General features: G+C 70.2%; 13 protein-coding genes. 6 read left to right on the top strand and 7 right to left on the bottom strand.

Annotated elements, in window-relative coordinates:
* Positions 1–415: 415 nt before the first annotated feature.
* Both ABZX02_RS15375 and ABZX02_RS15380 read right to left on the bottom strand, forming a co-directional pair.
* Positions 416–1,828 (bottom strand): hypothetical protein, encoded by a 1,413-nt coding sequence (locus ABZX02_RS15375; protein ID WP_355298538.1) that lies wholly within the window; start codon positions 1,826–1,828, stop codon positions 416–418.
* Positions 1,825–2,412, bottom strand: coding sequence for a hypothetical protein (locus ABZX02_RS15380; protein WP_355298540.1), 588 nt, complete (start codon positions 2,410–2,412; stop codon positions 1,825–1,827). The genes ABZX02_RS15375 and ABZX02_RS15380 overlap by 4 nt, the downstream gene beginning before the upstream one ends.
* Positions 2,413–2,557: 145 nt before the next feature.
* Between ABZX02_RS15380 and ABZX02_RS15385 the strand changes: the two genes are divergently transcribed.
* A complete protein-coding gene (locus ABZX02_RS15385) occupies positions 2,558–3,373 on the top strand; it encodes a hypothetical protein (RefSeq protein ID WP_355298541.1) in 816 nt (271 codons plus the stop codon).
* 12 nt (positions 3,374–3,385) lie between these two features.
* Here the strand turns inward: ABZX02_RS15385 and ABZX02_RS15390 are convergent, their stop codons facing one another.
* The 4 genes from ABZX02_RS15390 to ABZX02_RS15405 all read right to left on the bottom strand — a co-directional run bounded on the left by ABZX02_RS15390 (position 3,386) and on the right by ABZX02_RS15405 (position 7,865).
* Entirely contained in the window at positions 3,386–6,100 is a 2,715-nt protein-coding gene (locus ABZX02_RS15390) for a BTAD domain-containing putative transcriptional regulator (RefSeq protein ID WP_355298543.1), read from the bottom strand.
* Positions 6,101–6,176: 76 nt separating this feature from the next.
* Entirely contained in the window at positions 6,177–7,295 is a 1,119-nt protein-coding gene (locus tag ABZX02_RS15395) for a hypothetical protein (RefSeq protein WP_355298545.1), read from the bottom strand.
* Between the two features lie 13 nt (positions 7,296–7,308).
* Positions 7,309–7,596, bottom strand: a complete 288-nt coding sequence (locus tag ABZX02_RS15400; RefSeq protein WP_355298547.1) for a hypothetical protein — start codon at positions 7,594–7,596, stop codon at positions 7,309–7,311.
* On the bottom strand, positions 7,593–7,865 hold the full coding sequence (locus ABZX02_RS15405; RefSeq protein WP_355298548.1) for an SAV_915 family protein: 273 nt from the start codon (positions 7,863–7,865) through the stop codon (positions 7,593–7,595). Before ABZX02_RS15405 ends, ABZX02_RS15400 begins: the two co-directional genes overlap by 4 nt.
* A gap of 237 nt (positions 7,866–8,102) precedes the next feature.
* Here ABZX02_RS15405 and ABZX02_RS15410 point away from each other — a divergent pair, with 237 nt between their 5' ends.
* The 5 genes from ABZX02_RS15410 (at position 8,103) to ABZX02_RS15430 (ending at position 12,113) form a co-directional block, all read left to right on the top strand.
* Complete coding sequence (locus ABZX02_RS15410) at positions 8,103–8,666, top strand: hypothetical protein (protein WP_355298550.1); 564 nt, start codon at positions 8,103–8,105, stop codon at positions 8,664–8,666.
* A 5-nt stretch (positions 8,667–8,671) separates the two neighbouring features.
* Positions 8,672–9,766 (top strand): sensor histidine kinase, encoded by a 1,095-nt coding sequence (locus tag ABZX02_RS15415; RefSeq protein ID WP_355298552.1) that lies wholly within the window; start codon positions 8,672–8,674, stop codon positions 9,764–9,766.
* Positions 9,763–10,386: a response regulator transcription factor gene (locus ABZX02_RS15420; protein ID WP_355298556.1), complete on the top strand. Its 624-nt coding sequence runs from the start codon at positions 9,763–9,765 to the stop codon at positions 10,384–10,386. The genes ABZX02_RS15415 and ABZX02_RS15420 overlap by 4 nt, the downstream gene beginning before the upstream one ends.
* A gap of 32 nt (positions 10,387–10,418) precedes the next feature.
* The gene (locus ABZX02_RS15425; RefSeq protein ID WP_355298557.1) at positions 10,419–11,117 is read left to right on the top strand and encodes an excalibur calcium-binding domain-containing protein; all 699 of its coding nucleotides are present in this window, start codon (positions 10,419–10,421) and stop codon (positions 11,115–11,117) included.
* Positions 11,118–11,246: 129 nt separating this feature from the next.
* Positions 11,247–12,113: a peptidase inhibitor family I36 protein gene (locus ABZX02_RS15430; protein WP_355298559.1), complete on the top strand. Its 867-nt coding sequence runs from the start codon at positions 11,247–11,249 to the stop codon at positions 12,111–12,113.
* A gap of 57 nt (positions 12,114–12,170) precedes the next feature.
* Here ABZX02_RS15430 and ABZX02_RS15435 read toward each other — a convergent pair whose 3' ends face one another.
* A complete protein-coding gene (locus tag ABZX02_RS15435; RefSeq protein WP_355298560.1) occupies positions 12,171–13,397 on the bottom strand; it encodes a helix-turn-helix domain-containing protein in 1,227 nt (408 codons plus the stop codon).
* Positions 13,398–13,460: the final 63 nt, after the last annotated feature.

Genomic DNA, 13,460 nt, shown 5'->3' on the forward strand with positions numbered 1-13,460 from the left:
TGAAGCAAACCAGGCTTGTGAGTCTCAAACTTCGGCCTTTGCGCGCGGCGGTTTCACACTGAACGTGGTGGAGCAAAACTGGAGCACGGCAAGGAGTTGAACGTCGCCGAGTGGCACGCAACTGCGCTGAACGGCAAGTAACGGCGCTGGATATCCTGGGAGAACTGGGTTTTCGCTGGTCAGGGTCCTTTGTGGATTTGACTGGCAGTGTGAGGGTCAGGGGTTCGAGTCCCCTCAGCTCCACTTGAAGAAGAACCCGTCTGATCTAGCGAATCTCGCTGGTCAGGCGGGTTTTTTGCTGTCCGGGGGTGATCTGCTGATTGCCTTGCGGTGCTGTTCTGGAGCGGGGAACGGCGGTGTGAGGGGTGGCGGGATCGGTTGTGCCGCAATGCTCCTGAGGCGTCGCGTCCGGGCATCATGGGGTGTCTTGGACCTGGGTCGCCGGTGCGGCGGCCTTCGTCTTGGGGCGTGACACCGCGCTCGCCGCAGCCGCCAGTCCCACGACGCCACCGAGGATCCAGCTCGTCGGGGTGGCACCGAGTGCTGCGATCACCGCGCCTGCCGTGAAGAACAGGCACAGCAACGCGCGACGGAAAGTCTGCCACTGCGGCGGGAAGTTCTCGCGGAACGGGAAGGCCACGAGCAGTGCGCCTCCCACGGCGACCTGGGCGACCACGGACTCGGCTGTGCCGCTGATCGACGCGTTGAGTGCCAGCAGGACCGCCGTGGGCACGAGGAGCACGCTGGACAGGTGCCACCAGATGTGGCTGAGCCTGGGCGACTCCGCGGCGTAGCTGACGCTCAGCATCTTGTAGTAGGAGCCGAAGCCCAGCACGACCGCCGTGAGCAGCGAGGTCCAGTTCAACGGCTGAACGGGCAGGAGTCGGGTCATGGCGATGCCGAAGCCGAGTGCTGCCGCTGTGCCCCAGAGCACCGCGGTGTTCAGGGTCGGCGGCCTGCTCGCCGGGCGGGCCGACACCAGCGCCAGGCCGCCTGCGCCGAGTCCGCACGCCCACCAGCCATCACTCGCCGTTGCTGCCAGCATGGCGGCCAGTCCGGTCAGGCCGATGATCCGGTGCAGCAGCACCCGAGCGTTCGGCACGGGCTCGGAGCTGATCTGTGCTCGGCAGTCGATCCACAGGTCGCTGGTCGGGTCGCTGTGGTCCTGCGGCGACCGGCGTGGGATCTTCCGTTCGGACTCGCGCTTGGGACGCTGCTTGGCCTTCTGGAGCCGCTCCACGGGTTTTGCTTGCCGTCGTTCGGGTTCGGGGATCCGCGGTGGTGCCGGTGCCTCGTTCGACGGGCGTTGGTCGCTCCAGGCGAACGGCACGTACACCGTGATCGCGGCCGCCACGATCGCGGTCAGCACACCCTGCGTCAGGCCGGGGATTCCCACGGGAGAGGCCCAGGGCCATCCGAGCCGTGCGCCGAGCAGTTGCAGCACGACGGCGACCACGAGCAACGGCACCGTGACGAACACCAGCACGGTGAGGAACGCGTCCCGCGTCGACATCGTCCGCTCCGACGAGATGCGGCGCCAGACGGCGACGACCAGGGCGGCGGTGCCGAGCATCCCCGGAATGCCCGCACGCCACAGCGCCGAGATCCCGACGGACTCCTGCTGCGCCTTGAGCATCGCCTCGTAGTCGACGGCATCGCGGCGGCCGGAGAAGTCCACGCACACCTCGTTCGGGCGCATCTCCTCGCCGCCGCAGGTCGGTGGCCCGTCGAAGCTGAGGAACTGCGCCCACACGCCGTACCCGACGCAGGCCAGGAGCAGCACCCCGCCGAGAACGAACAGCGGACCGGGCTCTGTCCTGTGGTTCATCGCCGCGCCTGCCGGGACGCTCCGGCCGACAGGATGTTCTCCCTCCGCTTGTCGAGCCATGCCATCAATCCGCCGAGCGCGGGAATGGTCATCACCGCGCCGATCAGGTAGAGCACGAGCCAACCCCAGCCGAGGGGGAACACCAGGAACACGCCGACGACCAAGCAGACCAGGCCGAAGACCATCACCAGGCACAGTCCGACGGCCTCGGGCGTGTCCGAGCGCCACAGGCCTCCGGTGACGAGCAGGCACGCGCCCGCGAGGACGAGGGCGCCGGGAAATGCCAGCCAGCCCGTGATCCCGATCGACATGAGTCCCGTCGCGAGCCACGTCCAGGCGCCGATGCCCGCGTAGAACAGCGCCACGTAGAGCGGGTTGCCCAGTTGGCCGTCGATCGGGACGTCCCGGTAGATCGGCCACAGCACGCCCGCGACGGCGAGGAGGATCAGACCGGTCGCGGTGAGGTAGAACGGGATGGGGAGATCCAGCCGGTCTCCGAGCAGATCACCGAGCATGGCGAAGAGCAGAAATCCGCCGAAGAGGAACAGTGTGCTCAGGAAGGTGTTCCTGTTCCAGATCTTCATGGCCCCTCTTCTTCGTCACGTTGTAGGGCAGCGGAACTTACAACGTGAATTTTATCGAGGTGCTCGTGGTGAGGCCTCTGGCTCTGAGCTGCGGATTCAAGGTCCGTGAAAGAAGTCGGAGGGAGGTGGCGGCCACTGTTGCGATATGAACCTGGTGCGCACTCTTCGTTTGGTCGGAGCACTGCTGATGGTTGTCGTGCTGCCGATCGCGGCCGTTGCCATGATTGTTTTCTTGGTGCGGGTGAAGACCGGTGTCGAAAATGGAGTGCTGCGATTTTTCGCAGTGCTAGGGCTTTTCCTGCTGGTGTGGCTCGTCGTCTTCCTGTCATCGGCCGTGCACGGGTTGGGAGTGGGTATCGCGGCGTTCTTTAGCTTGGCGATCGCCGTCGTGTCAGCGAGCACCGCGACGACCATGACGTATCTGGCTGACCACGGACGAACGGTGTCGTGCAGGGTGCTCGACGTCGACCGACGTGTCGAGGTCGAGCGCCACCTCAACGGCGACGGCACCTACAGCACCGACACCAGCACGCACTACGACCACCGTCTGGAGTGCGGTGGGGGCGGCCCCTCCACCGTGACCAAGCCCGAAGCACTGGCGGGCATCGGTGATCACATCGAACTGGCCTTCGATCCCGCCGACCGCGTCGCGCCCGAGCTCGCCGGCGACGTCGCGCAACGGGACGCGAAGAAGTGGACCGCCATCGTGTTCCTCGTGCTGACGATCCTGATTCGCGTGGTGCACGTCCTCGTGCTGCAAGCACAGGAACTCCGTGCCGAGCAGGACAGGGCACGCCGTCGCGCGGCGCCCGTGAAACCCGTGAGCGCGGCGGTGGTCAGGAAGCCCCCGGAGCCACCGAGGGCGCCGGTGTCACCGGGGAACGCTGCGCCGAAGGAGGACCGCCCGGCCGGGCTGGACCCGAACCTGGTCCTGCGACTGCAGTCGAAGTACCACCGCTGACGCCCGCGACGATCAGTCCGCCAGCTTCGATCGCACGGTGTCGGTCTCGGGCAGTCCCAAGGCCTCGAACAACGTCGCCGCGCGCAGCCACGCCTCGCGGGCCGCCGGGTCGTCGCCGAGAGCTCGGAAGGAGTCGCCGAGCTGGTCCGCGGTCGCGGCTTCGCTGTAGGAGTCGCCCAGGTCGCGGAACAGTTCGCGGGCGCGCCGGTGGTGCACGACGGCCGCCGCGTGATCACCGCGTTGCTGCTGGACGACGCCGAGCATGCGGTGGGTGTGTGCTTCGCAGTCCCGATCGCCCACTTCGTCCAGCAGCCGCAGTGCGTCGGCGCCGATGTCGGCGGCCAGGTCGATCTCACCCAGCAGGACGTGGTACCAGCCCGCCGCGGTGAGGCTGAACGTCTCCCACGCGCGATCACCGGTGCCGCGGAAGAGCGCCAGGGCTTGCTGGGCGTGGTCCAGCGCGGTCGTCGGGTCGTTGCGCCGTGCGTGGGTGAGACCGAGCGAGAACTGCGTGATCCCCTCGCCGGTGCCGTTCGCGATGGCGCGGAAGGACGCGAGTGCCTCGGTGAGCTCGTCCACGGCCCGTGCCTGGTCGCCCAGGACGCTGTGGCCGCGACCGAGCAGCAGCAACACCTCTGCGAGCGCCGTGTGGTCGTCCAGTCGACGGGCGGCGGCGAGCGCGGCGCACTGGGAGGCGGCGCGATCGTCCCAGTGACCGCTGCGGGTGAGGTAGGTCGACAACACCCAGGGCAACTGCCAGGCGTGGACGTCCCAGCCGCCGCGGGCCGCGAGGTCGGCGGCGGCGAGCAACGCCGCGCGTTCCGCCGTGAACCAGTCGACGGCCTCGTCGTAGGACTCGATCTGGAGCGGGTGCACGTCGTGTCGCAGGGGAGCCAGGGCGATGGGCGGCCAGTGCGGGGACAGCCGGCGTTCGGCGGTGAACCCCGTGTGCAGGTAGTGGTCGAGCACCCGGTCGAGTGCCTCCCGCGCCTCCTCTGGCGTGGTCTCGTCCCGGGCGAACGACCGCAGCAGGTCGTGGGAGGCGAACCTGCCGGGAGTGGGCTGGTCCAGGACGTGCGCCCTCGTCAGCTCGTCGAGCAGCCGCCGGACCTCCACGGGTCGGGCTCCCGCCAGCGCGGCGGCCGCGGCCAGGCCGATGTCCGGGCCGGGGTGTGCGCCGAGCAGCCGGAACAGGCGGGCGGCGGCGGGGGAGAGCCGGTGGTAGGACCACGACGTCACCGCGCGGACGTTCGACGCCGGTTCACCGGCGTCCAGCGCGTCCAGGCGGCTGTGCTCGTCGTGTAGCTCCTTGACCAGCGCACGAAGCGGGAAGATGGGATGCGCCAACGCCCGCGCCGCCACGACGGCGAGCGCGAGTGGCAGGCCCGCGGTGAGGCGGACGAGCTCCCGCAGCGCTTCGGTGTCCTCGAGTCGTGCGCTGCCGAGGCGCTGGTCCAGCAGTGCGACCGCCTCGTCGTCGGTGAGCATCGGCACCGTGACCTGGCACGCCTGGTCGGACACGGCCATCCCGGTGAGCCTGTTGCGGCTCGTCACCACGACGAGGCAGGTGTTCCCGCCCGGCAACAACGGCCGGAGCTGGTCCTCGTTCAGCGCGTTGTCCAGCACCACCAGCATCTGACGCCCGGCGACCCGCTCGCGGAACAGTGCGCTGCGTGCGTCCAGGTCGTCGGGCATGCGTTCCGGCAGCACGCCCAGGGCGCTGAGGAAGCTGTGCAGCACCACGTCGGGCCGGGCCGGCGGCGCGGACGGGTCGAACCCGCGCAGGTTCACGTGCAACTGCCCGTCCGGGAACCGGCTCGCGTTGTCGTGCGCCCAGCGCAGCACGAGCGCGGTCTTGCCGACCCCTCCGGGGCCACCGATGACGACCACGCCGCTCTTCAGGCCGTCCAGCGCCGCTGTGATGTCGGTGCGTCCCACGAACACCGGAGGCGGTGCGGGGAGCTGGTACGGCACCGCTTGCCGGACGGGTGCGGCGGTCGGCACGTCGCCGACGAGCATCTGCCGGTGCAGCAGCCGCAGTTCCGGGCTCGGATCCGTGCCCAGCTCCTCTCGCAGCCGCACGCGCAGGTCCTCGTAGTGCCGCAACGCCTCCGCCTGCCGCCCGCCGCGGTAGAGCGCGAGCAGCAGCAACCAGGCCACCTTCTCGTCCAGCGGGTGCTCGTCCGCCAGCGCGAGCAGTTCCGGCACCAGCTCACCGTGCTCGCCGCGCCCCAACGCGATCCCGAGGTACCGCAACCGGGCGGCGAACCTCTCACCGGCGAGGACCGCGCGCTGCTGGAGGAACCACGGCGTGTCGGCGTCGTCGAACGGCTCCCCGCGCCACAGTCCCAGCGCCTCCCGGATCAGGTCGCCGGCACTGTCGTCGGGCAGGTCGCGAGCTCGCCGCAACAGCGCGCGAAAGCGTTGCAGGTCAACGGATTCAGGCTCGACGTCGAGCAGGTAGCCGCACGGGTGCCGCGTGATCTCCAGGCCGTCGACCTTCCGCAGCCGGGCGATGTAGGTGTACAGCGTGTTCAACGCGTTGTGCGGTGGCGCGTCGTGCCACACCGACTCGACGATCTGACTCGACGACACGGCCTGCCCCGCGTTCACCATCAGCACCGCGAGAACCTTGCGCTGCATCGCCGGCCCCAGATCGAGCGCTTTGTCACCCGCGCGTGCCTCAATGGTCCCCAGCACCGCGAAGCGCGGCCTTCCACCATCCACGCGGTCAGCGTACCGAATTGGTGACGGATAGTTATCAATTGGGTACTCAGGGGCGTGGGGCGGGGCCGAACGATCTTCAGAAGAGCAGGTCGAAGATCTTCCTGGCCCCTCTGCCGATCGAACCGGCCACGTCGGCGACCGCCTTGCCGACCGCTTTCACCCCGGCGTCGATCGCGGTGGTGACCGTCTTGGGCAGGCGGTCCCACACGGCGTCGGCGAGCCCACCCGCCACCAGTCCGCCGACGAAGCCGACCGCCGCTCCCACGGGGCCGCCGATCGCCATGCCCAGGCCGGTCGACGCGCCGAGTCCCGTCACGCCGGACACGACGGCCTTGCCGGGAGGCTTGCCCGTGTGGATGTCGTAGCCGACGCCGGCCGCGGTGATGACGAGACCGACCACGGGCACCTTCGCGCCGATGCGGCGGGCCAGGCCGGTCTCGGCCCGCTGGGCGGCGTCCATCGCGGCCATGTTGGCCCGGTAGGCGGCGGCGTTGTTGTACTTCGCGACACTCGTGCTGCCGCCACCGGACCTGAGGTAGTGACCGACGTGCGCGGCGGCCTGCGTCCTGAGCTGTACCGCTCTCTGCTTCAGAACGCTGACGTGCTGACCGGCGAAGCCCCCGACGAGCCCGTTGGCGAGATCAGCCGCCTGGAACACCGTTTTCGTGATCAGGTCACTCCCGATGTTCACCAAGACGTCGCACGCGAGCGCGCCGGCGGCGATCGTCGCGGCCGCTTCCTCCGAGAGCAGGCGGTATGCGACGACCCGTCGTGCGTCAGCGGCCTGGTCGTGCGTCGTGGCGAGGCCGTCGTCCGGCTGCAGCGCCGCTGCCGGAGGCGTGGGTCCCGGTTCGAGGATCCGCGTGCCGACGACGTCGAGGCCTTCGGCCCTGGCGGCGGATCGAGTCCGCTCCATGCGGACCTGAACGGTGCGCAGGTCGTCGGCGCACCGCTCGAAGAACCGCCCGGCCTCGTCCGCCACCTCGGCGAGCTCGTCGGCCTTCCTGCCGCCGCTGCTCATCTTCGCGCGGAACGCGTCCGCGGCGGCACCCGTCCAGTCGCACTCCGACTCGCTGCGGGCGGCGTGCACTCGTGTGGTGGCGTTGTAGATGCTGTTGGACAACGTCGTCCGCAACCACGTGGCCACGGACATGATGGCATCGGGGTCGCCGTCGACCCGGGTCTCGATGGGCATGCGCACTTTCTTCTCAGGGAAGTCCGGTGTGGAAAGCGGACTGGTTGGCGTGGTCCACGTCGACGTAGGTGGCACTCGCCTCGGCGATCTCGTCGCCCGCGGCACCGAGGCCCGTCACCAGTTCGGCGGTGGCCTCGACCAGCCGTGCCAGGAGGTCTGCCAGGGGGACGCTCAGCTCGCCCGCGTCCGGCGCGTCCGGCACGTGGCTCGCCAGGCCGTCCAGCTCCGCGCCGGCCGTGCGCAGCGAGCTCGAGTGACGTTCCAACTCGGACGGGTCGACCCGATATCCGTGCGCCGTCACCTCGCCGCCTCCCTGCGCAGTTCTCCGGGAATCTCGATGTCGAGGAGAATCAGGTCGTAGGGTGCGACCTCGCCGACCTTGTCGAGGTCGGCGGTCGGCATCACGACCCAGGGTTGGTGCGGGCCGCAGCAGGACACCAGCCGGTCGAGCGCGGTGTAGACGATCAGGGCCACCTGTCCGTCCCGGGTGGGACGCAGATCGACAGCCAGCTCCCCGTCGGGGCTCGCCGGGAAATCACATGGCACGTAAACAACAGGCGGGACGATCACCCATGCCTCCGGCAGTCATCGCAACGGTCATCTCGGTTCTGCTCGTGCCGAGCATGCTCACCGCGCCCACTCGAAAACCCTGAAGAAACCTGGAAAGCGCAGCTCCGGGGCGTTGGGGGCAGGCTCGCCGCAGTGCCGGCACGTGCCGATCGGCACCCCCGGCGGCATGACCTCCGGCCGGAGGACTGGCCGGTCGGGACTTCGGCGCACGGCAGGGGCGTCCCTAGCGTCGGGGACGTGACGGACAACAAGATGTTCTTGCCGGGGTTCGGTGCCGTGTGCGGGGTCGTCCTCGCCCTCTCGATCGGGGTTCCCGGGGCCGTGGAGGCCTTCACCGGGGAGACGGCGGTCACCAGTGCGGTGATCGGGCTGGGGACGGCGTTCGGTGCGCCTGCCGTGCTCGCGTTCCACGGGCACCAGGCGCACGCGTCCGGGCGGTTCGGGGCGTTCGCGTTCGCCTCGAACCTGCTGGGGCTCGGGGTGTTCACCGGGGTGGCGTTCGCGTTGAACCTGGTGGTCTTCTTCCTCGAACCCGGGGTGCTCGCGCCGGTGACGCAGGTGGTGTTGAAGGCCGGGTCGCTGGTGTTCGTGGTCGGCTCGGTGCTGTTCGGGGTGTCGATGGTGCGGGCGCGGGTGTTTCCCGCGGTGCCGGCGTGGGGGTACGGGATCAGCTTCGTGCTGCTGGCCGTGTTCGCGGTGCTGCCGGACACGCCGGTGTCGGCGCTGGTGCACGTTGCGTGCGCGGCGGTGCTGGTGTGGTTGTCGGCGGCCGTGTGGTCGGCTCGTCCGGCACTAGCCTGAGCGGCATGTACACCTCGCGGCCGGCGTTCTGGGTCTCGCCGGTGATGTGCGCCGCCGTGCTCGTCGCGGGGGTGTACGCCGCGCTGTCCGGGCTCGGCGACACCTCCGTGCCGTTGCTGGTGGCCGGGCTGGCGCTGCTCGTGGTCGTGGACCTGGCCGAGTTCCGCAGGTACCCGGTGCGCACGCCGGCGTCAATAGCGGCGGTTCTGCTGGCGTTGCGGACTGGTTTGTACGTCGGACTGGCCTATGTGGACGGATCCGGGTTGGCGCGGCTGTTGCTGGTGCTCGTGCCGTTCACGGCGTTCTTCGCGTTCGGGTGGCGGGTGGCGGTCGCGCTGGCGGTGGGGTGTCTGGTGCTTGCGGTGGTGAGCACGCCGGGCTGGTACGCGCACGTCGAGCAGGTGTCGGACCTGGTGATGTTCGCCGTGGGACTGGTGTTGACGCTCACGATGGCCGCGGTGGCGGTGCGCGAGCGGGACGGGCGGATCCGGTTGCAGGAGTCGAACCGGACGATCGCGGAGCTGTCGGCGGCGGCGGAACGGGCGCGGGTGGCCCGGGACCTGCACGACGACCTGGGGCACCACCTGACGGCGATCGTGGTGTCGCTGGAGAAGGCCTCCGCGTTCCACGACCGCGAGCCGGGCACGGCGAAGGCCGCGGTGCTCGACGCCGAACGGTCCGCGCGGCGGGCGCTCGGCGACGTGCGCGAGTCGGTGCGTTCGCTGCGGCCGTTCCACCTGCCGTCCGCGCTGGACGAACTCGTTGCGGGGCAGGGGGATGTGGCGCTCACGGTCAGCGGGTCGCCCGAGGAGCACGCGACCGGTGCGCTGCACGCGCTGTACCGCGCGGCGCAGGAGGGCATCACGAACGCGCGCCGGCACGCGCGGGCCACGCGCATCGCCGTCGCGGTCGAGCTCGACGCCGAGCGCGCCCGGCTGACCGTGGCCGATGATGGACGGGGCATGGGTGCGGCGGCGGAGGGGTTCGGGTTGCTCGGGATGAGGGAACGGGTCGCGCTGGCGGGCGGACGGGTCGACATCGCCAGTTCGCCGGCCGGCACGACGCTGACCGTGACGATTCCCGTTGCGGGGCAGGCGTGACGCGCGTGCTGGTCGTCGACGACCAGCGGCTGATCCGCGAGGGCATCGCGTCGTTGCTGGGACTGCAGCCCGGCATCGAGGTCGTCGGCACGGCGGCGGACGGGCACGAGGCCGTCGAACGGGCGGTGGCGCTGGCGCCGGACGTGGTGCTGATGGACGTGCGGATGCCGGGCCTCGACGGGGTCGAGGCGGTGGCGGTGCTGCGCCGGCGGGCGCCCGGCTGCAAGGTCGTCATGCTGACCACGTTCGACGACGAGGACTACGTGGTGCGCTCGTTGCGCGCCGGAGCCTCGGGCTACCTGCTGAAGGACCTGCCGTCGCAGGAACTGGCCGCCGCGGTCAAGCTCGCCGCGGCGGGCGTGGCCCAGTTCGACCCGGCCGCCGCGGCACGGCTGGCGGCGGTGCTGGACCGGTCGGGCGGCGAGCGCGAACCGCTGACCGTGCGCGAGGCCGAGGTGCTGCGGCTGGTCGCGGCGGGTGCCACGAACAAGGAGATCGCCGAGCGCCTGCACCTGTCCGAGGGCACGGTGAAGAACCACATCTCGCGCATCCTCGGCCGGCTCGGGTTGCGCGACCGCACGCAGGCCGCGCTGTATGCGCAGTCGAATGGACTTGTGTAACAAGGAAAGGCGATGGTCGCGATGTGGCGGCCATGACCGTTTCCAAGCAGCTGTCGAAGGAAGCAGCGATCGCTGCCGGTTTCCTGCTGGTGGTGTCCGCGTGCGGCGCGTCCCCCGAGGAACTCGCGGCCGGCTCCTCCCTGACGACCACCACGTCCACGACCACGACGACCACCACGACGACCACCACCACGCCACCGCCGGTCACGGTCCAGTCCGTTGTGGATGGTCGGACGGTCACGCTGTCCAACGGTGTCAAGGTGGTGCTGTCCGGACTCGCCCAGCCCGGTGAGTGCTGGGCCGCGTCCGCCGCCGACTTCGCGACGAAGACGCTGGTGGGCAAGCCGGTACAGGTGGCGGCGTCGACGCTCCGGCTCGCCGACGGCACGGACTACGCCGTGCTCGCCGCCGGACAGGGCGCCGCACGGGCGATCACCGGGGCGGACGCGGCGATCCAGGCCGCCCAGACGGCCGCGAAGCAGGCGACGCTCGGCTTCTGGGGACCGTCGTGCGGCGGGCTCGACGTCAAGCCCGCGCCGGTCGTGGCAGCCCCGGTGGTCCCGGTGCCCGCGCCGCAGCCCGTGGTGCCGCAGCCGCTGCCCGCCCCCGCCCCCGCGTACTTCTCGAACTGCGCCGCCGCGAAGGCCGCCGGGGTGGCACCGCTCTACCGCGGGCAGCCCGGGTACCGCTCGGCGCTCGACCGCGACGGTGACGGCGTGGCCTGCGAGTAGGCCGCTCACACCCGCTGACACATCGGTGGCCGCGGGTGTCAGGGGAATGTCAGCGCGGCTCGCGACTCTTCTCACGAATCGAAACTTCCCCTGCACCAAGCGGGGTACCGACACGAAACAGGGTCGATCGTGCTGAAGAAGTTCACCTTTGTGGCATTGATGGGCGCGCTCGTCAGCGCGTCCTTCGGGGCGGGCGTCGCGAACGCGGCGACGGACCGCAACGGGTCCTGCGAGACGGGCGAGTTCTGCCTGTACTACAACAGCGACCAGGCGGGGTCGGTGTCCGACTTCGCGGCCTCGATCGCCGACTACGGCGACGAGCAGCCGAGCTGCTACGACTTCAAGAGCGCCGGCAACGGCCAGGGCGTCTGCGTCAAGAACAACGCCGCGTCGGTCTGGAACAAGACCAACAAGGCCGTCACCGTGTTCTACAACAGCAACTACGGTGGCGCGAAGCAGACGTTCGCGGCCGGCGCCAAGGGCAACCTGAAGGCCGAGCTCAAGAACGAGAACGCCTCCCACCGCATCGGTGACGCCGGCAACGACCCGGACCCGTCGCCGGGCACCTACCCCGCGCCGGAGACCAACCCGCACCCGTCCGCCACGGCACGGGCGCCGCAGGCCACCAAGCGCACGCAGTTCATCGACGACCAGATCGCCTCGAAGACCGGCGAGAAGCAGTGCTGGGTGGGCGACTACCGCAGCTACGAGTCGTCGACGAGCAACCACAACACGGGCAACGCGCTCGACTGCACGATCTCCAACGCGATCGGCACCTACCCGACCGAGTCGCAGAAGGCCCAGGGCTGGAAGCTCGCCTACTGGCTGCAGAAGCACGCGTCGAAGCTCGACGTCCGCTACGTGATCTGGCAGGGCAAGATCTGGAGCGTCGCCCGCTCGTCCGAGGGCTGGCGCACCTACACCGGCGGCAGCGGTGTCACGGCCGGTCACTACGACCACGTGCACGTCTCCGTGCAGAACCCCCACGGCGACTGATCTGAGCCGTGGGACGAAGGCGAGCGCACGGGGATGTGCGCTCGCCTTCGCGGCGTTTCAGGCCCTCAGGTCGTGCACGATCAACGACGCCGAGAGCAGCCTTATGTCCGTGGGATCGGCGGGGTTGTAGCCGGTCAGTTCGGTGACACGGCGCAGGCGGTAGTTCAGCGTGTTGCGGTGCAGGTGCAACTCGTCGGCCGTGCGGTGGCGGTTGTGGTCGCTGTTGATGAACGTCCGCAGCGTGTGCAGCAGGTCGGGGTGCTCGGCCAGCCGGTCCATCACGCGGGCCAAGCGTTTGCGGCCGGGGCCCGGCCGGCAGAGCTGGTACTCCAGCAGCACGTCGTCGAGGACGTACGCGCCGGACGGGCGGCCGAGGCGCTGGGCGAGCTCGGCGATGTCCGCGGCCTGCCGGGCGGCCGCCGGGACGTCCTCCCTGGTCTCGGCCGCCGCGATGCCGCCGATGAGCCCGGTGCCCGCGGCCGTGACCAGGGTGCGCACCAGGTCGGCGGCGGACTCCAGCTCGAGGTCGAGCGTGTCCTCCGTGGTGGGCAGCAGCACCGTGCCGCCGTCGTGGTCCAACGCGGACAGAGCGTGCTTGGGCAGTTCGGCTCGTAGCCGTCGCACGAGCCCATGAACGGCGAGCCGTGCGTCAGCGCCCTCGGCCACTTCCGGTGCCTCGACGCGTACGGCGACGACGACGTGATGACCGGACAGCTCCAGCCCGATCCGTTCGGCGAGAGGTTCGGCCTCGCGCCCGGTCAGCAGGGCCGCGACCAGCGCACGGCCCGCCTCGCGGCGTTCGGCGTGCAGGGCCTGCTGCTCGGCGAGGTACGACCCGGCCACCGCCGGCACCGCGACGCTCAGGTACCGCAGCAGCGCGGGCACCGTGGCCAGCAGGTCGGGCACCTCCTCCGGCTCGGCCACGGCGGCCATCGCCTCCCAGCCGACGGTCGCCGCGACGTGGTACGTGCTGAGCACGATGTCGAGTGGAACGCCCTGCTGGGCGCGTCGCACGGCCGTGGCGATCTGCATGTCGAGCTCCTCGGGCGCGGGCGGGCGCTGCTCGCGCAACGAGCGCAGGAAGACCTGCAGGTGCCGGGTCACCGCCTCGGTGATCTCGCGGTCGACCAGCTGGTGCGGGAGCTGCCGGTACGTCGCGGATCTGGCGAAGAACGCCTCGAGCACCTTCTCGGCGATGCGCGGGATCTGGGTCGCGGCACGGTCGTAGAGCGGCGAGGCGGGGTCCGGAGCGGGGATGTCGACCACCGCCAGAGGTTTGCGCATCAGCCGGACGGGCGCGATAGCCCGATCGAGTCGTTCTCGGCTGGCCACGTGCACCAACGAGGG

This window comes from Lentzea sp. NPDC003310 (assembly GCF_040610935.1).
Taxonomy (GTDB): Bacteria; Actinomycetota; Actinomycetes; order Mycobacteriales; family Pseudonocardiaceae; genus Lentzea.